The organism is Nitrosomonas sp. (assembly GCF_024282095.1).
Classification (GTDB): Bacteria; Pseudomonadota; Gammaproteobacteria; order Burkholderiales; family Nitrosomonadaceae; genus Nitrosomonas.
The window spans coordinates 108,661-127,153 of sequence record NZ_JAMWZS010000002.1 but is presented as its reverse complement, the minus strand read 5'-3'; the positions used below and the strand labels follow the sequence as shown (position 1 = coordinate 127,153).

The window sequence follows — 18,493 nt, the reverse complement described above, 5'->3', positions numbered from 1 at the left end:
TGCGTGATACTGTATTTTCTGTAAATTTTCTAACAATTATTCGAATCTGATGATTAATCATAACACCAGCTTAGCTAGATTGACCGTGCAAATTGGCATGACCATTGCCGGGCTATGCGTGGTTTTACTGGTCGGTTGCTCAGGAAAACCGCCTCCGCATGCTGCACCACCGGCTCCGCAAGTGGAAGTCATTACGGTGGCGACGCAAACGATTCAGGATGAGCCCGAATTCATCGGGCAGACCGAAGCTTTTCGCCCTGTGGAGATTCGCGCGCAAGTCAGCGGGATCATTAAAAAGGTCTTTTTTACTGAAGGCCGCAATGTCAAGAAAGGCGATCAGTTATATCTCATTGATCCTGTGCCATTTAAAGCCATTTATCTGAGCAGCAAGGCCAAGGTGGCCCAGGCGCAAGCCCGGCTTGGTTTAGCCAAGCAGGATTTGGCGCGCGTGAAGCCGCTGCTTGAGCAGCAAGCGGTCAGTAAAAAAAATGTGGATGATGCGCAGGCAGAGGTACTAGGGGCCCAAGCGGCGCTGGAATCGGCACAAAATGACCTGATTAAAGCCAAATTTGATCTGGATAATACCTTGATTACCGCGCCGGTAAACGGCCGGATCGGCCGCAGCCATTTCTACGAAGGGCGATTGATCTCCGCGCAGACGACGCTGCTGGCTACTATCGACCAGCTCGATCCGATGTATGTCAATGTCAGCGTTCCTGAAAGCTATCTGTTGCGCCGCCGCCGCGAGCTTGCCGAGCATAAGGTGCAACGGCCGGATATTTTTCAATTACGTGGCGTGATGACATTTTCCGATGGCAGCGTGTATCCCCAGGAAGGCGTGCTGGACTTTGCGGACGTTGCTTTGCGCCCTGAAACCGGCACGTTACAAGGGCGGTTTGTATTTCCCAATCCGGAAGGCGGCTTTTCTCCCGGACAATCCTATTTCTATCCCGGTCAGTTCGTGAAGATTCGTATCAAAGGGTATACCCGCGCAGGTGCCATTCTGATCCCTCAACGCGCCGTGCAGCAAGGGCCGAGCGGCTCATTTGTCTACGTGATTGATAAACAAGAGAAAGCGGAATTGCGGGCAATCCGGGCCAGTATGTGGCGCGGCAAGGAATGGTTGATCGAAGATGGTTTGCATCCGGGAGAACGCGTGGTGGTGGAGGGGTTTTATCGCATTCTGCCGGGTGTTCAAGTCAATGCCATTCCTTATCAAAAAGAAAAAAATTCCTTAATGCCGCCTGCTGAGGAACCCATCGTGCAGAACACGCCATGAATTCGCATTTCTTTATTGACCGGCCCATTTTTGCATCGGTCCTGTCCATCATTATTGTCGTCATTGGCTTGGTTGCTTTGCAAAAGCTACCCATCGCGCAGTTTCCGCAAATCACACCGCCCATGGTACAGATCGATGCCGATTATCCGGGCGCAAGTGCGGAAGTCGTCGCGGAAGCCGTAGCGCGTCCCATCGAAGTGCAACTTCCCGGTATCGATAATCTGCTGTACTACGAATCGACCAGTACCAACGATGGGCATATGACCATGAAGCTCACGTTCGAGATTGGTACCGACGTGGATATTGCACAAGTTCAGACGCAGAACCGGCAACGTCTTGCTGAACCGCAACTGCCTGATGAAGTGGTGCGACAGGGTATCACCGTAAAAAAAACATCGCCCGATTTATTGGCGGTGATCGCGCTGAGTTCGACCGATCCCAAGCATGACACGGTTTTTCTGTCGAATTACGCGTTGCTGCGCATTCTCGATAGCGTTAAACGGCTGCCCGGCGTTGGCGATGCGATAATTTTTGGCGGGCAGAGTTATTCCATGCGCTTGATCCTCGATCCTATCCGCATGGCGCAGCTCAATATTACGCCGACCGAAATTGCAGCAGTCGTGCGCGAGCAGAATCGTGATTTTCCGGCCGGTAGAATTGGCCGCGAGCCGACGCCCAGTGGTACGGAATTGACCATTCCGGTCATCACCCGCGGGCGCATGAGTGAAGTCAGGGAATTCGAAGACATGATTATCCGGGCTTATCCGGATGGTTCCATGGTGCGCATGCGCGATGTCGCACGGGTGGAGTTGGGGGCGCAGTCCTATGATTTGCAAGGCCGGTGGAATGGCAAACCCAATACTTTTTTGCTGACTTTTCTGGCACCGGGTGCGAATGCACTCGACACGGTTCGGCGCGTGCGCGAGGAAATGGATAAGCTGACCAAGAGTTTTCCGGCGGGCGTGTCGTACGATATTCCATACGATACCACCGCGTTCATCGATGTTTCCATCCGCGAAGTGGTGAAGACGCTTGGCGAGGCCATGCTCTTGGTGATTCTGGTCGTCTTCCTGTTCTTGCAGAGTTGGCGTGCGACGCTGATACCGGCTATCGCTGTTCCCATTTCGCTGATCGGAACGCTGGCCGGCATGGAAGCGTTGGGTTTTTCGATCAATACCTTGACGCTTTTCGGCATGGTTCTGGCCATCGGTATCGTGGTGGATGATGCGATTGTGGTGGTGGAGAATGTCGAGCGGCATATGACTCAAGGCGGGCTTTCACCCAGGGATGCGGCAAAAAAAGCCATGAGTGAAGTCACCGGGCCAGTGATTGCGATTGTCTTGGTGTTGGCAGCGGTGTTTGTACCCGTTGCTTTTTTGGGAGGAATTACCGGGGAACTGTACAAGCAATTTGCCATCACGATCGCGCTGTCCGTGGCTATTTCCGGATTCGTGGCGTTGACGCTCAGCCCAGCGCTGTGTGCCTTGGTGCTCAAACCGAGCCATGGTTCTCCTAAGCGCTTCTGGGTATTGTTTAACCGGTCGTTTGATTGGGCGCAGGCACGCTATGTCGGAACGGTCGGCGTCGTTATCAGACGATCGGTGATAGCGCTGACTATTTTCTTGGCGTTGATATTGGTTATCTTTGGTTTATTCAGAACGATTCCGGGAAGTTTCTTGCCGGAAGAAGATCAGGGGTATTTCATTACGGTTGTGCAATTGCCGGATGGCGCATCCATGACACGCACCATTGAGGTTTTAGAGAAGATTGAAGGATACTTTCAATCGATTCCGTCAGTTCATTCCACGGACACCCTAGCCGGTCAGAATTTTGTTTTTGGCACCCGTGGCACGAATCAAGCGACGATGTTTATTCCGTTGCATCATTGGGATGACCGTAGAAATACCAGCGAGCAGGTTCCCAGCCTGATTGCCGCAGCTTTTCAGGAATTCGCCAAGATTCCGGAAGCGCTGATTCTGGCTTTTAATGCCCCCTCGATCCCAGGTTTGGGCTCCACCGGCGGTTTTTCAGCACAATTGCAAGATCCGGGGGGCGGTGATTTTGCCGAATTTGCCGCCGTTGCCCAGGAATTTGTGACCAAGGCGATGGAGCATCCCGCGATTGCGGTTGCCAGTACCAATTTCCGTGTCAGTGCTCCCAGGCTGTATGCGCAAGTCGATCGGGAACGGGCCAAAGCATTGGGTGTGCCTATCTCAGAAGTGTTCGATACCATGCAGGCTTACTTTGGCAATCTGTATGTCAATGATTTTGTGAAGTTTGGCCGCATCTACCGGGTACAAACGGAAGCATTGCCGGAATACCGTTCCAACCCGGAGGACATCAGCAAAATCTATGTGCGCGCCCAGAATGGTGCGGCGCAGACCATGATTCCGCTGGATTCCGTGGTGACTACCGAATTTAATAGCGGACCTGATCCGGTAACGCATTTCAACGGATTCAATTCGGCACTCATATTGGGCGGTGCCGCGCCCGGCTATAGCTCGGGACAAGCGCTTGAAGCACTGGAACAAGTTGCTAATGAAATCCTAGTGCCGAGAGGTTATTCGATCGATTGGAGCGGAATATCGTTGCAAGAGCGCAAGGCGAGCGGGCAATCCACTTATGTGTTCGCCTTCGCTTTACTGATGGTGTTTCTGGTATTGGCGGCTTTGTACGAAAGCTGGTCAATCCCGTTTGCGGTTATTCTGGCGATTCCTTTTGGCATCCTGGGCGCTTTTCTGGCGATCTGGGCACGGGACATGACCAACGACATTTATTTTCAGATCGGCTTGGTGACATTGATTGGGTTGGCGGCTAAAAATGCCATTCTGATCGTTGAATTTGCCAATCAACGGGTCACAGCTGGACTGTCGTTGACGGAAGCAGCATTGGACGCGGCGCGTTTGCGTTTCCGGCCGATCATCATGACCTCGATGGCGTTTATTCTGGGTGTGCTTCCTCTTGTGATGGCGTCCGGTGCCGGTGCAGCCAGCCGCAACTCGATCGGAACGGGGGTATTTGGAGGAATGTTGGCGGCTACATTTTTGGCGATCTTTTTTGTGCCATTGTTCTTTGTGCTGATCGGTAAAATCGGGCGGCGTACCCCGCAAGCAACTGGTCAGATAAAACAGGTTGAAGATAAAGCGGACGATCCGCCAAAGGATGAAAAGCTGCAGTAGTTCAGGAGGATGATTATTAAGCCTTGCAATATCGATAGCAAGCAACCGCTTCACAATTTGTCAGCGAAAAGGAGTGCACTATGAGTGACAAAAAGAAATTAACCACCAATGCCGGATGTCCGGTCGCCCACAATCAGCACGTGATGACAGCCGGGCCACGCGGTCCGCAACTGTTACAGGATGTTTGGTTTCTTGAAAAACTTGCACACTTTGACCGTGAAGTCATTCCTGAGCGGCGCATGCACGCGAAAGGTTCCGGCGCGTATGGAACGTTTACCGTCACGCACGATATTACCCAGTACACACGTGCCAGGATTTTTTCTACGATCGGTAAGAAAACCGATTTATTTGCGCGTTTTACCACCGTGGCCGGTGAACGCGGTGCAGCCGATGCGGAACGGGATATTCGTGGTTTTGCAGTGAAATTCTATACCGAGGAAGGCAATTGGGATCTGGTGGGTAATAACACGCCGGTATTTTTCCTGCGTGATCCATTGAAATTTCCCGATCTGAACCATGCCGTGAAACGCGATCCGCGCACCAATATGCGCAGCGCGAAAAACAACTGGGATTTCTGGACATCACTGCCGGAGGCATTGCACCAAATTACCATTGTCATGAGCGAACGCGGCATTCCGGCCACATATCGCCATATGCACGGCTTCGGCAGCCATACCTTCAGTTTCATTAATGCCAAGAATGTGCGCCATTGGGTCAAGTTTCATCTGAAATCGCAACAAGGGACTCGCAACCTGACCGATGCGGAGGCTGAAGCGATCATTGGCAAAGATCGTGAAAGCCATCAGCGCGACTTGTTTGAAAGCCTGGAAAAAGGTGATTTCCCCAAGTGGACGATGTACGTGCAGATCATGCCGGAAGCGGATGCCGCCAAAGTTTCCTACAACCCGTTTGATCTCACCAAGGTATGGCCGCATAAGGATTATCCATTGATCGAAGTCGGTGTCATGGAACTGAACCGTAATCCTGAGAACTTTTTTGCGGAAGTGGAACAATCGGCTTTTAATCCCGCCAATATCGTGCCCGGTATCGGTTTTTCACCAGATAAGATGTTGCAGGGACGGTTGTTTGCATACGGTGACGCTCAGCGTTATCGCCTGGGGGTGAATCATCATCTGATTCCGGTGAATGCGCCGCGTTGTCCGGTGCACAGCTACCATCGGGATGGCGCCATGCGCGTGGATGGAAACTTCGGCGGCACACTGGGTTACGAGCCGAATAACAGCGGTGAATGGCAGGAGCAGCCGGAGTTTGCCGAACCGCCATTGAGTTTGGAGGGCGCCGCTGATCATTGGAATCACCGTGAGGATACGGATTATTACTCGCAACCGGGTGCGTTGTTCCGTTTAATGACACCAGCACAACAGCAAGCTTTATTTGAGAATACCGCGCGTTCTATCAAAAGTGTGCCGCGCGAAATTCAGATTCGCCACATTAATAATTGCCTCAAAGCTGATCCCGCTTATGGTGCAGGCATCGCGCAGGCGCTGGGTATTCCGCAGAGCGAAGTCGGGAAGGAATAATTGCAGGCTGGCGGCATACTTGTTTTGCAAGCGGTTATACGAGTAACCGGGAGATGTTGAGGTCACTATTGCCAGCTATAGAAAGCGGACAGGAAAACAAAGCTGATCATCTGATTGGTGTCCTGAGTTAATTTTGTGCCGTCGGTATAGCGCCAATTCCAAGTCCACTCATTGGTTTTGAAGTGATCAAGGATGTAATCCAGCCGCAGCCCCAGGTTTTTGCGCACCTCGTATTTTGCATACAATCGCAAGCTGCCGTATTGTGTCGAGATGTTGGGCACGGTGTTGATTTGCGGGTCGAGAATCACTTTCTGGTTGAATTTATTTGTGAAATCCGAATAGAGTAAGTTTGCGCCGGTTTCAAGTTTGTCGGTGGGTTTGCCATTGATATCCAATCCAAAAGAAGTACCGATATCCTGCAGGTTGGCGTTCCAGACTTCGCGGAATCCGCTGTCTGTAATAGGATTTCTGGATGTCTGATCAATATGCGTTTCGTTCCTGGAGAACCAGGCGGTTGCTTGCCATGCTTCGGAGAAGGTATAGGTGGCATCCAGTGAATAGTTCCGTGCCGAGCCTTTTTGCAGCCCTAAATCCGAGCCGGCGCGATGACCGTAGTTATCGCGTGATTCATCAATGGCCAATTGCAGCGATAGCGATTCGATGGGTTCCCAATTAGCCATTAAGCGTACCTTATCGCGTGTGCGATCAGCGAGATTGAAGGGCGCAATCAGATTGAAGAAAGGATCGCCTGTGCCTGTTGTGTTGGTGAGAAAGCTGGAACCGAAACGATCACTAAGAATATAGGCAATGGTGCCGGTTATGGTTTCCGATAATGAGCGGCGCAATTCAGCGCGATAAGAGATTTCATCGGTGCGGTGCCGATGGCTGGTATTCGTTGCAAAACCGCTGCGATCCCGATGATCATGGTCGATGCTGCCAATCAGGCGAAAATCTTTGGGTAATGCGTAGCTTGCTTCAAATTTGCTGGTAATTGTCCTGAAAGAACGTGGATTATTAAACCCGTGCCAACTATTACCATTCAAGTCCAGTAAGGTTGCCATCGGGTTATAGAGTAATACGGGTGTTTTATCATCGCGATCCTCAAAACGAAAATTGGTATTGATGGATAACTTGGCAAGTGGTCTGGCCGTGAGCCCGGCTTGCAGCAACGCGGTATCAATGCGGCCGCCCAGATTGGCGCCAACGCCCGGTGCGGAAAATAGGGTGGGAGAGAAACTATTCGTTTGCGTGGCGCGGGTGTAAGCCGCTTTGAATGTGCCGCGTGTGGTGGGGGTGAAGCTGTAGCCGCCTGCTAGAAATGCCTGATGCGATTGGTTATCAGGGGCCAATGCAATGGGGGTAAATGCGCTGGGTGCATAGATGCCGCCCACGTCACTGCCGCCTGTGACATTCAAAACCGAGTTTTTGTTGTTATACATCGTGCCATAGTATCCGCCTGATAATTGCAGCTGTTTGCCGACGTAATCCAGCGAAGCGCCGAATTGGCGAATGGTCGAATTAATCGGTTCGGGGATGAATTCAAAGCCGCCAACAGCTTTGGGGCCCGGTGCGCCGAGCCGATTGCCGCGTCCGAACAGGCGCGCGCCGTCTTTGTCTTCATTGCGGAAATGCAATTGGAATTCCAGATTGCCCGGCAGGAATTTATTGTAGCCGAATCCAATCGACTGGCGTTCTGTCTTGAGCTGCGCCGGATCTCCGGAAGTCGGGGAAGTTGGCACGTGAACATCGGCAGTGCCGATGCCGGTAACCGCCGTATTGACAGTGAACGGTTCATAGCGCGGCGTCTGGCTGTAGTCGATAAAGTAACCCCAGTTGCCTTGTTTACTGTGTTCAAACCGAACATCACGATTTTGCAATCCCAGATTGCGGCCGAGTAGTTTGAGCCAGGTTCCGGTTTCGTCATTGCGTCGTACGATATCTATGTTAAAAATGCCATAGGGTCCTTCATTACGCAGGCCGGTGTACTGACCAAAACGGGCATTATCGTTAAACAGATAGCCTGTGCCAAAGTTGACGGTGCTTTTGGGTTTTGTGAGTTCCTTAATCGGGTCATTATCCGATGACCAAACCGGTGCATTAATCAAGGCGAGCGTTATGGCAAGGATTGATTGAGGAAATTTCATTTTAATTATGCGGATGTTCATTGTCATTTCTCTTCAATCAGCGTTGAAACATGCTTTCATTGCGTACATTTTCATGATTATTGCTGCCATGAACCTGGGTATGGCAATTGAGGCAACCCCTGGCCAAGGTATTTCTGGCGTATGACCCCGTCAGTGTTCCGGAACTGCCTTGGTGGGTATTGGGTTCATGGCATTCCTGACACAAAAAGGGCGAACGTGATCTCAGTAAATTGGGCGCAGTGGTGCCATGCGGGTTGTGGCAAATGGCGCAATTTTCTTGTGCGGGCGGATGGTTATAAACAAACGGCCCACGTTTCTCCATATGGCAGGTGAAGCAGGTGTCATTGACACTGTCACGCACCATGTTGCTGGGCCCGGCGGAACCGTGCGGGTTGTGGCAATCGGAACAGATCACCTTGCCTTCACGTATGGGATGGCGGGATGGGCGGTTAATCAGCGTGCGTAACTCTTTATGGCAGTTAAAGCACACTTCTGCCTGGGTGATGCGGTTGCGTACTTTGTCTTGCTCGGTATGTATTTGGTGACAAGCCGTACAAGCCGTATCGCGATTGGCATGCAAGCTGCCAGCCCAGTGCATGCGCTTGCCGCCTTGGTGGCATGCTAAGCAAGCTGCATTGCGTTCTTCGACGGGATTGAGTGAATTCTTTCCGAAAGTCCGCTCTGGCATGAGCGCTTTGTCAGGGGAATCGACATGGCTGTTGCCTTCGCCGTGGCAACTGGTGCATGTGGGTGTGCGATGATCCGCAACTGTGCCATGTTTGGTTTTTCCGATGCCAAGTACCGGCCTGTCGCTATTTTCATCATGGCACACTGTGCATTTGCCATCCCCTCTGAGTACATAGTCCGGCGGCGGATCGTCATCATCGAGATCGTCTTCTGCGAGCGCATGTTGAGACAGTAGCGCGATACCGGATATGAGGGTGATGACCAATAGCCACGACCGAATAACTTTTACATTGCTTAACATGCTTACTCACTCACTAAATTGATTATTAACAACAGAATCATTGGTGAGCGCATTATTGGTTATGCAGCTAAAATTCTCGGTGAGTTTTCACACAGGAATAGAAGTCTTGGTACTGTTAATTGTTGCAGCCTGACTAATCGCTTGCGGATTCAATGAATTGATCACGAATCTTTGCGTCCAGCAGAAAGGAGCATTTTGAGCCTGTTTTTAACACCGCAACGGTAACGCAGATAGTTTTTCAACAACCTGTCAAAGCGGGTGTTTGACACCCCATTCGATTTCCAGTACTTTCATCTTGCATAAAAGGGTGTTTATTTTTCCTGTATGCCTGCTCGACCGAACAATTTCGGCGGAAAATTCAATCAAGAGGGGAAGGACATGTCTGTACTTCAGAAAACTGCGAAAGAATCAACGAGCAATGGACGGAACAAAGTGACTTCCAAAAAAACGAATAGCGATGACCTCACCGAACTTTTTGGTAGCAACGTCTTCGGCGACCGCGCCATGCAGGAGCGACTCCCCAAGGATATCTACCGCGCGCTGAAAGAAACCATCGAGAAGGGCAAGTTGCTCACGCTGGAAGTCGCCAACGTTGTCGCCAACGCGATGAAGGACTGGGCGATCGAGAAAGGCGCCACCCACTACACCCACTGGTTCCAGCCCCTCACCGGCAAGACCGCCGAGAAGCACGATTCGTTCATCACCCCGACCGCCGATGGGCACATCATTATGGAGTTCTCCGGCAAGCAGTTAATCAAGGGCGAACCGGACGCTTCTTCGTTCCCCTCGGGCGGCATCCGCGCCACCTTTGAAGCCCGCGGCTACACCGCGTGGGATTGCACTTCACCCGCTTTTCTTAAGGAAGACGCCGCCGGCAATGTGACGCTCACGATCCCGACCGCATTCTGCTCGTACACCGGCGAGGCCCTCGACAAGAAGACCCCACTTCTCCGCTCCATGGAAGCCGTGTCCAAGCAGGCGATCCGCGTTCTGCGCGCGCTCGGCAATACCACCGCCCAACGCGTGACCGCGACCGTCGGCCCGGAACAGGAATACTTTCTCATCGATAAAAAGTACTACGACCAGCGCATTGACCTCATCAGCGCCGGCCGCACTCTCTTTGGCGGCCCGGCCCCCAAAGGCCAGGAGCTGGAAGATCAGTACTTCGGCGCGATTAAGGACCGCATCTCCGCTTTCATGCGCGACTTGGACATCGAACTTTGGAAGATGGGCGTGCTGGCGAAAACCAAGCACAACGAAGTCGCCCCGGCTCAGTTCGAAATGGCTCCGATCTTTTCCACCACCAACGTTGCCACCGACCACAACCAATTGGTGATGGAAACCATGCAGAAAGTCGCGCTGCGACACGACCTCGTCTGCTTGCTTCATGAGAAACCCTTCGCCGGCGTAAACGGCTCGGGCAAGCACAACAACTGGTCGCTTGCGACCGACGACGGACAGAACCTGTTCGAGCCTGGTAACACCCCGTACGACAACGAACAGTTCCTCATCTTCCTCGCCGCCACCCTGACCGCCGTCGACCGGCACGCGGACAAACTCCGCGCCAGTGCCGCTAACACCGGCAATGACTTGCGCCTCGGCGCGAACGAAGCTCCGCCCGCCATCATCTCCGTATTTATGGGTGATGAGTTGAGCGATATTCTGGAAGCTCTCGGAAAGGGCAAGTCCGGCAAAGGCAAGGGCGAGCGCTTCATGGCACTCGGCGTCGACAGCCTTCCCTCCCTTCCGATGGACAACACCGATCGTAATCGAACCTCGCCGTTCGCCTTCACCGGCAATAAGTTCGAGTTCCGCATGGTCGCATCCTCCGCCTCCATCGCCGGTCCGAACACGGTGCTGAATACCGTGGCCGCGGAAGCGCTGGACGAAATCGCGACCCGGCTTGAGAAAGCCCCGGACGTGAACAAGGAAGCCACGGCCATCGTCCGCGAAGCCGTCAACAAGCACGGTCGCGTGATCTTCAACGGCAACGGTTACGCCGCTGATTGGATCAAGGAAGCTAAGAAGCGCGGCCTTCCCAACATTTCCAACACCGTCGACGCCCTGGCCGCAATGGCCAACGACAGCGCTGTGAAGCTATTCGAGAAGTACAAAGTGCTCTCCGGCGGTGAGCTCCACTCCCGCTACGAAGTGTACCTCGAGCAGTACACCAAGAATATCAACATTGAGGCCAAGGCATCCATCGACATGGTGAAGAAGCAATACATTCCCTCGGTCATCAGCTACCTCGGCGATCTCGGCCAGGCCAGCCAGAATGCCAAGTCGCTCGGGCTCACGGTGACGGTGCAGAAGGACCTGGCAGGCAAGATCAACAAGCACCTCGTGGCTGCGTACAAGAAGCTCGCGATCCTCGAAGCCGCGCAGGAAAAAGCGAATGGCGTCGAGCATGCGAAGGAAAAAGCGGAAGCATTCCGCGACAAAGTGGTTCCGGCGATGCATGGTCTGCGGAGCGACATCGATGCGCTTGAATGCCTCCTCCCCACCACCGCGTGGCCGGTGCCGTCCTATGCGGAGATGCTCTTCAAACTCTAACAGGCCGTCAAAAAAACGATCTGCGTTGTCGCTGCGGTGTTAACAGACTAAAAATGCTCATTTATTACGCATAAGCTGCGCTTTCTCGCCTGTTTTTGCATGATCGAAAACATTTCTCAACGGTCTACTAAACGGTGGCGATTGGAACAAAACACCTTGTAGCGTATTCCGGCATTTCGACGTTCTTCCTGTGCTTATCCCGCGTCTGTTCAAAACAACTTCATCTTCGGTAAATCGCTTCGTCTCATGAGAAACTCATCCACCCCCCGCGCCGCCTGTTTTCCTTCGCTGATCGCCCAACAAGTAGCCCGGATAAGCTCACTCCATCCGGAATTGATTTGATTCAAACGTTGAAAGCTTAAATATGGACAATGACCAGATAAGTTACGCCGTATGGCTATAGGTCACTTTGCCAAGGCTACGGGGTAATTGGGATGCTGAGGGTTTACAATCAAAGACTGCTGGCGAGGGTCAATAATCAAATCCACTGCCTCCAAAGGAATGACACCGAGTAACGGCTCATTACCCAGCACAACCGCTTCGGTTACGTAAGTACGATTCTCAAATGCTATTTCTATTGGAGCGATTTTCGGCACCTTGAGTTGATGGCCATCTGCGAGCGTGGCCATTTGCCGACCAACTTCAGTAATATCAAAACCAAGCTGCAAAGCGATTGCTTCGGTGACATACATAAAAGTCGCTCCTGTATCAACCAATGCATTAATTTCCACAACTTGGTTATCCATCCCGTTAGTTCACATTCTCCGGACTCCTCTATGCGCGATCGTTTCTCAGTTAACTTTGGGATAACGAAGATGACTACTGCGGTTTAACAGTCAATCTGTTAAAAAGCATCTGAGCAAATTTATTCAGTGAGTGATTGGTATCGATCACAAATATACGTTTTTGAAATCCTGAGGTGTTGAGAATATCTGTATCGTGCTTCAGTGGAGCCCGCAAATCATGTTTTTCTTATTCCATCAAAAGCGGGCTACCTAAAGGAAGTGGAACTTTGATCGTTCAAGGCTTGGGCGGGTTGCGTTGCCATGCCTTGCCCAGTCCGGCCAAGCGGGTGCGCAGGCTTTTCTGGTCATCAGCCAGCATGTCCATTACACTCGAGAGCTGCTTCGACTTGAGAATGGCCAACAACATGAGTAATGCCGTGATCAGCGTGGTAACTAAGAAATAAGTCAGGCGAGTGGAGACGGGTGCGTCGGCTTCGGCAATGAGATTCATGCCGAGCAGCCCAGTAGCCACCGTGCCGATCATACTGAACGTGGTCACCACGGTGAGGCGGACGATTGTGGTGGATTGCTGGCGCTGCGTGTTGCTGTCGAGATATTGGCTCATGTCCCGCAGATCTTCTTTCACCTCCTGGTACAGGGAATCGTTGCCCAGATGTTTACTGCACAAGCGGTAGAGCGCCTGTACGTGGGATCTCTCGGACAATTCGTGATACCAGTAACGGTGGGTGAAGCGCAAGAAAGCCTCGAAACCGGCGTAAACCCTGCGTCGGAAGCAATTTATAGATTGCGGTACGCGAATATCCAAGTCATGCACCGCATCCACCATGCGGTTAGAAAATACCAACAGCGAGGCGCGGTGAAAATGTGCGATCAGGAACAGTAAAACGTACTGATGGCGGAACTGGGCCAGGATGCCGCGCGCCTTGTCATGAAAATAATCGGCATGTGCATCCCCAACGACAAGGAAGGCGCGACCAGTGCAGAGGAAGCGAGTGTTGGGGCCGGCCTTGGTGTCTGTCCAAAAGCGGTCATAGCAGTAGCGTGATTCGAATTCGACCACGTCCGGATCATGCGTTGGTAACGACTCGTCGGGAGGAAGGGTGGCGACCAGACCGAGGCGCACCCAGTTCTCCCGATCTATGTCGCGCGGATTGTCCACTGCCAGGAAGGCCATCAATGGCATCCGATGGTATTCGATCTGGCGGTAGCGCAAGATGCCAGTTTCTTTCGATGGATCCAGCACCAAAGGGCGCAGGAGAAAATCCCAGTGTTCTGAAACACCTGGTGAGCGATGCTCGCGGGTGTAGGAGAGAAATTTTTTGTGGTTATCTGAATCTGACACGGCGAGAACCGCACCATCTACAGATAACCACTCGGCTCGGTGGACATTGTGCTTGCCATGACCGTCTTCATCCCAGCCTGTAGGGTAGGCGCGGCCAAAACGATACAGCAGGTCGCATACCCAGGCGAATGGCAGATCGGTGGCGGATAATTCCACTTTGAGGAAAGCCACGTTGATGTCGTCGAAAAACCAGAGTTCGATATGCTCCACATCCAGCGTGATGGGTGCTTCGCCCTCGCGCAGAACCAGTCGCAAGGCGGAAACCCCGCATCTTCGGAATATTTTGATTGCCGAACCGCCAGGCGGATCGGATGCATTATCGGACATATGACCGCGGGTTTCGCCATAGATGAAGCGCTGGACATATGGCAAAAAGGTAACGAATTCCTTGTAGTGTCGTTCATCAAAATCAAGCCCATCCGCCTGAAATCTGTCCTTCAGCCTGCGCCATGGATTGTCTTTGTCGCCCTGTGCCAGCAATTCCCAGTAGGGTTGTGCGTTTCTGGCGCCCGCAAGCGGCATCATTTGCACTGGCCAGAAAAGCACTTCGCGGAAATGGCGGACAGTATGATTTGAAGTAGTAGTGGTCATCATGGATCAAATTTACAAAGGTTGTATTAATCTAACTCAAATATTATCAATGGAAACTTCAAATCGTTATAGAATCAGTGAGGCTTCTCGGCTAATTTACACGGAAAATCAAACTACTACTATTCAGGTTTCTCAATGCTTTGTTTAATTCATATTCACGCTAAACTAAAATGGTTCTGAGGCTATTGTCTTATACTAGCCGGTAACCAACTCCAAGTTCAGTAAGCAGAAATTCAGGCTGAGCTGGATTACGCTCTAGTTTTTGTCGCAAGTGTCCCATGTAAATACGTAAATAATGTGAGCGCTCTGAATAATTAGGTCCCCATACTGCCAGCATCAGTTGATTATGTGTAACTACCCGCCCGCGCGCATTGATGAGAGTCAATAGTAATCGGTATTCAATCGGTGTGAGGTGAATCTCCGTGCCAGCACGCGTTATTATATGTGCTGAAAGATCTATGGTTACATCACCAAAGTGTGCTATCGGATTGCTCTGATTCTCATTGCAATGATGTCGTCGCAAGTGTGCCCGAACGCGTGCAACCAGCTCCGGTATACCGAACGGTTTTGTCAAATAATCATCAGCCCCTATGTTAAGCGCTGCGACTTTTTCTTCTTCGCGATCACGGGCGGACAACACAACAATGGGCATTTCGGACCATCCACGAATTTGCCGAATGACTTCTTTTCCTTCGAGATCAGGCAGACCAAGATCAATAATGACAAGATCAGGTTGCCTAGTAGAAGCTTCAATTAAACCTCGTGTACCGCTATCCGCTTCTCTCACATCAAAATTCTCTGCTTCCAGCGCTATACGCACGAAACGACGAATCTGATTTTCATCTTCGATAATCAGAATTCGAGGTGTTTTCATAACAGTTCTTCTGGTATAGGAGCAATACCAAGTGGCAGCGTCACAGTAAAACGAGCGCCACCATCGACTCGATTTTCTGCGGAAATTTTTCCACCATGGGCTTCGATGATCGCTTTACAAAGCGCCAAACCAAGACCAACGCCTGGTTTGTTCGATTCAGTTTCTCCGCGTGTGAATTTGTCAAATAGTTTGGTTTCTTGGCCGAGTGGCAAACCAGGTCCATTATCTTCCACTACAATAGTTATTTCATTATTTCCGGCAGTGGCAGAAACCGAAATCGTACTGCCAGTGGGTGTATATTTGGCAGCATTATCGAGCAAATTGACAATAACCCGTTGTATTAAAATAGGATCACACTCACATAAAGGTAAGCTGGCAGGAATCGAAATAATCAGTTTTTTTGTGGTCATTACGCGATGAAGTTGCATGCATGCACTGCCTACAATCTCCTCTATTGATTGCCAATCCTTTTTCAGCTTTATGCCACTGGCTTGCAATCGTGCCATATCGAGTAGATTTGTGACCAACTCAGTCATTTGTTGCGCTTCATTCCGGATAGCAAGAGCAAGTTCTTTCTGGGTATTTTCTGGGATATTGGTGTCTGCAAGCGTGCTGGACAATCCGACCAAAGCGGTCAATGGAGTCCGTAAATCATGTGAGATCGCGGAAAGTAATGAATTCCGCAACCGTTCTCCTTCCATTGAGACCAATGCGTCCTGCGCAACCTCGACATAGTGGACGCGTTCCAGAGCCAGAGCAATTTGTGCCGCGAAAGTGTCGAGTAAGCGTTTTTCCTCCGGTTCATTAAGAAAAAGCAAATCCTTGGCTTCCAGAACGAGTACCCCGCGAGTGCGCATCGGGGCTTTAAGGGGAAGGTAATGTGAAGCGGCTGCAGACAATGTATGTGTACCAAGACCGGCAGGCAATTGATGATCATAAACCCACTGCGCAACAGCGATATCAATTGTTGGCTGAGAGGATGATGTGCCAGCTACTTTGGTCTTCTCTTGACTACTGGGCAGGAGCACCGCTACTGCTGAATTAAATATTCCACTGACATTCCGGTTTGCAATCTCAACGACTTGTTCAACGGTTAATGCGCCAGATAGCTCTTTGGAAAGGGCTGCCAGTGCTTGGGCGCGCCGTTCGCGCAAATTGGCAATAGTCGCTTCAAATCGCAGTTTTGCTGCAAGCTGTCCGATGGTTAAGGCGATTAGTAGCATCAAGGCGAAAGTGAATAAATATTGCACATCGGAAACAGAGAATGAGAATCGTGGCGGTACAAAGAAAAAATCAAACAACAACACTGACAGTGCTGCAGCCCATGCGCCGGGACCACGACCGAATCTGATCGAAATGCCCACGACAGTTAACAACAATATCATGACGACATTCGATAAATCGAAAATACGTAACAATGCTTCAGCTAATAGGGTCGTTATTCCACACGCAATTGTGGCCCACGCATAGTTCCGCCATTTGGTCGCGCCAGGTTTGATTTCCCGGTTCTTGATTCGAGTAGGTTTCTCATTGCCGACAACTACATAGATGTCAATATCGGGCGCTAATCGAGCTAGTGCATCGATAAAACGAGGACGCAAATGCTGAAACCAAGAGAAATCCGCTGGGCGGCCAACGATCAGCTTGCTGGCGTTCCGGCTTTGTGCATATGCAATCAATGTTGCAATCAAATCACTGCCAGCTAGCGTTGCCGTTTCTGCGCCGAGTTCTTCAGCTAACTTAAGATGATCAAGAATACGTTGCCGATCACCCTTGGATAAACGCTGGAGTGCTGGTGTTTCAACATATACTGCGTGCCAGTCAGCTTTTAGCTCATTTGCCAAGCGAGCGGCACTGCGCACCAGCTTATTACCCATGGAATCTGGGCCAATACAGGCAATAATACGTTCACGTGTCTGCCAAACATTGGCAATTGCATGATCTGCCCGATAGGCTCGCATTTGTGAATCGACACGATCGGCTGTGCGCCTTAAAGCGAGTTCGCGCAATGCAATCAGATTACCCTTGCGAAAGAAATTCTTGGCGGCATGTTCGGCTTGCTCGGGCACATAGACTTTGCCTTCTCTAAGCCGCTCCAATAACTCGTCAGGTGGCAGATCAACTAAGGTCACATCATCTGCGTTATCAAAAAAACGATCTGGAACCGTTTCCCAGACGCGGATGCCGGTGATGCTGCCAACCACATCATTCAAACTCTCAAGATGCTGAACGTTCAGCGTCGTATAAACATCAATTCCACGTGCCAAGAGTTCGTCAACATCCTGCCAGCGTTTCATATGCCTTGAGCCTTCGATATTTGTGTGCGCGAGCTCATCAATGATGATTAACTGCGGCGCTCGTTGCAGTGCAGCGTCGATATCGAATTCAAGAAGTGATTTCCCCCGGTATTTGATTTCATGTAATGGTAATAGGGGAAGCTTCTCCAAAAGCTTTATGGTGTCGCTACGCCCATGCGTTTCAACCACGCCGATAACGACGTCAATCCCTTCAGCTAACCGTTGTTGAGCGGCATTAAGCATGGCGTAGGTTTTGCCTACTCCAGCACAGGCACCGATGAAGATTTTTAGCTTGCCACGTTGCGCAGCAATTTCCTCTTTCTTGATCTCCGCTAACAGATGATCTGGATCAGGACGCTCATCAGTCATTATTTTTCCAATGCATCAAGGGCTAAGTTTAGTCGTAAAACATTGACACGCGAATCACCCAATAAACCCCACTGTGGCGTTTCAATTGATCGATCAACCAGAGATTTGACTATAGCCGCATCGGTATTACGCGCTGTTGCAACGCGTTCGACTTGGTAATATGCTGCGGCGGGTGAAATATGTGGATCCAGACCACTTGCTGACGTAGTGACGAGATCCGTTGGAATTTTTTCCACTTTGTCTGGGTGACTTGCAAGTATGTTCTTGGCACGTTCTTTAACTGCCTCTATCAATACGGGATTGGTTGGCCCCAGATTGGAGCCGCCTGAATTTGCCGCGTTATAGGGCATTGGAGCAGTCGCAGAAGGGCGGCTCCAAAAGTAGGTTGGCCCAGAAAAGTTCTGTCCAATCAGGGAAGAACCGATGACTTCTTCGCCACGTTTAATCACACTGCCAGCAGCATGTTCCGGAAAAGCGATTTGTGCAATGCCGGTAACTGCTAGCGGGTAAAGTAAGCCGGTAACAAGTGATATCAAAATAAATAATGTGATGGCCGGACGGATGAGGTTTTTCATCATAGCTCCTGATTT

At 51.0% G+C, this 18,493-nt stretch carries 11 protein-coding genes; 4 read left to right on the top strand and 7 right to left on the bottom strand.

The genetic code is table 11. The annotated features are described in order from the left end of the window. Nucleotides 1-49 precede the first annotated feature (49 nt). The 3 genes from Q0K92_RS01380 to Q0K92_RS01370 all read left to right on the top strand — a co-directional run bounded on the left by Q0K92_RS01380 (nt 50) and on the right by Q0K92_RS01370 (nt 5,999). The gene (locus Q0K92_RS01380) at nt 50-1,279 is read left to right on the top strand and encodes an efflux RND transporter periplasmic adaptor subunit (protein ID WP_297324005.1); all 1,230 of its coding nucleotides are present in this window, start codon (nt 50-52) and stop codon (nt 1,277-1,279) included. After that, the gene (locus tag Q0K92_RS01375; protein ID WP_297324004.1) at nt 1,276-4,458 is read left to right on the top strand and encodes a multidrug efflux RND transporter permease subunit; all 3,183 of its coding nucleotides are present in this window, start codon (nt 1,276-1,278) and stop codon (nt 4,456-4,458) included. Before Q0K92_RS01380 ends, Q0K92_RS01375 begins: the two co-directional genes overlap by 4 nt. An 80-nt stretch (nt 4,459-4,538) precedes the next feature. Next, nucleotides 4,539-5,999 carry a catalase gene (locus Q0K92_RS01370; RefSeq protein ID WP_297324003.1) on the top strand — a complete coding sequence of 487 codons (1,461 nt, stop codon included), beginning with the start codon at nt 4,539-4,541 and terminating at the stop codon, nt 5,997-5,999. Between the two features lie 65 nt (nt 6,000-6,064). Here the strand turns inward: Q0K92_RS01370 and Q0K92_RS01365 are convergent, their stop codons facing one another. Both Q0K92_RS01365 and Q0K92_RS01360 read right to left on the bottom strand, forming a co-directional pair. Next, a complete protein-coding gene (locus tag Q0K92_RS01365) occupies nt 6,065-8,143 on the bottom strand; it encodes an MtrB/PioB family decaheme-associated outer membrane protein (protein WP_297324002.1) in 2,079 nt (692 codons plus the stop codon). A 37-nt stretch (nt 8,144-8,180) separates the two neighbouring features. Then, complete coding sequence (locus tag Q0K92_RS01360; protein WP_297324001.1) at nt 8,181-9,131, bottom strand: DmsE family decaheme c-type cytochrome; 951 nt, start codon at nt 9,129-9,131, stop codon at nt 8,181-8,183. Between the two features lie 378 nt (nt 9,132-9,509). Here Q0K92_RS01360 and Q0K92_RS01355 point away from each other — a divergent pair, with 378 nt between their 5' ends. Beyond that, a complete protein-coding gene (locus Q0K92_RS01355) occupies nt 9,510-11,684 on the top strand; it encodes a glutamine synthetase III (protein ID WP_297324000.1) in 2,175 nt (724 codons plus the stop codon). Between the two features lie 404 nt (nt 11,685-12,088). Here the strand turns inward: Q0K92_RS01355 and Q0K92_RS01350 are convergent, their stop codons facing one another. From Q0K92_RS01350 to kdpC, 5 genes are all read right to left on the bottom strand, one after another. Continuing rightward, complete coding sequence (locus Q0K92_RS01350) at nt 12,089-12,430, bottom strand: retroviral-like aspartic protease family protein (RefSeq protein ID WP_297323999.1); 342 nt, start codon at nt 12,428-12,430, stop codon at nt 12,089-12,091. 274 nt (nt 12,431-12,704) lie between these two features. Then, nucleotides 12,705-14,366 (bottom strand): CorA family divalent cation transporter, encoded by a 1,662-nt coding sequence (locus tag Q0K92_RS01345; RefSeq protein WP_297323998.1) that lies wholly within the window; start codon nt 14,364-14,366, stop codon nt 12,705-12,707. A 187-nt stretch (nt 14,367-14,553) separates the two neighbouring features. Further along, complete coding sequence (locus tag Q0K92_RS01340; protein ID WP_297323997.1) at nt 14,554-15,237, bottom strand: response regulator; 684 nt, start codon at nt 15,235-15,237, stop codon at nt 14,554-14,556. Then, complete coding sequence (locus Q0K92_RS01335) at nt 15,234-17,903, bottom strand: ATP-binding protein (protein ID WP_297323996.1); 2,670 nt, start codon at nt 17,901-17,903, stop codon at nt 15,234-15,236. The genes Q0K92_RS01340 and Q0K92_RS01335 overlap by 4 nt, the downstream gene beginning before the upstream one ends. Beyond that, nucleotides 17,903-18,478: a potassium-transporting ATPase subunit KdpC gene (gene kdpC, locus Q0K92_RS01330; RefSeq protein WP_297323995.1), complete on the bottom strand. Its 576-nt coding sequence runs from the start codon at nt 18,476-18,478 to the stop codon at nt 17,903-17,905. Before kdpC ends, Q0K92_RS01335 begins: the two co-directional genes overlap by 1 nt. Between the last annotated feature and the right edge of the window lie 15 nt (nt 18,479-18,493).

Bases quoted from the DNA above. Each gene is read 5' to 3' on its own strand.
- Q0K92_RS01340 (WP_297323997.1), bottom strand. From the start codon at position 15,237: ATGAAAACACCTCGAATTCTGATTATCGAAGATGAAAATCAGATTCGT.
- Q0K92_RS01355 (WP_297324000.1), top strand. From the start codon at position 9,510: ATGTCTGTACTTCAGAAAACTGCGAAAGAATCAACGAGCAATGGACGG.
- Q0K92_RS01360 (WP_297324001.1), bottom strand. From the start codon at position 9,131: ATGTTAAGCAATGTAAAAGTTATTCGGTCGTGGCTATTGGTCATCACC.
- Q0K92_RS01375 (WP_297324004.1), top strand. From the start codon at position 1,276: ATGAATTCGCATTTCTTTATTGACCGGCCCATTTTTGCATCGGTCCTG.
- Q0K92_RS01380 (WP_297324005.1), top strand. From the start codon at position 50: ATGATTAATCATAACACCAGCTTAGCTAGATTGACCGTGCAAATTGGC.
- Q0K92_RS01345 (WP_297323998.1), bottom strand. From the start codon at position 14,366: ATGATGACCACTACTACTTCAAATCATACTGTCCGCCATTTCCGCGAA.
- Q0K92_RS01365 (WP_297324002.1), bottom strand. From the start codon at position 8,143: ATGAAATTTCCTCAATCAATCCTTGCCATAACGCTCGCCTTGATTAAT.
- Q0K92_RS01350 (WP_297323999.1), bottom strand. From the start codon at position 12,430: ATGGATAACCAAGTTGTGGAAATTAATGCATTGGTTGATACAGGAGCG.
- Q0K92_RS01370 (WP_297324003.1), top strand. From the start codon at position 4,539: ATGAGTGACAAAAAGAAATTAACCACCAATGCCGGATGTCCGGTCGCC.
- Q0K92_RS01335 (WP_297323996.1), bottom strand. From the start codon at position 17,903: ATGACTGATGAGCGTCCTGATCCAGATCATCTGTTAGCGGAGATCAAG.
- kdpC (WP_297323995.1), bottom strand. From the start codon at position 18,478: ATGAAAAACCTCATCCGTCCGGCCATCACATTATTTATTTTGATATCA.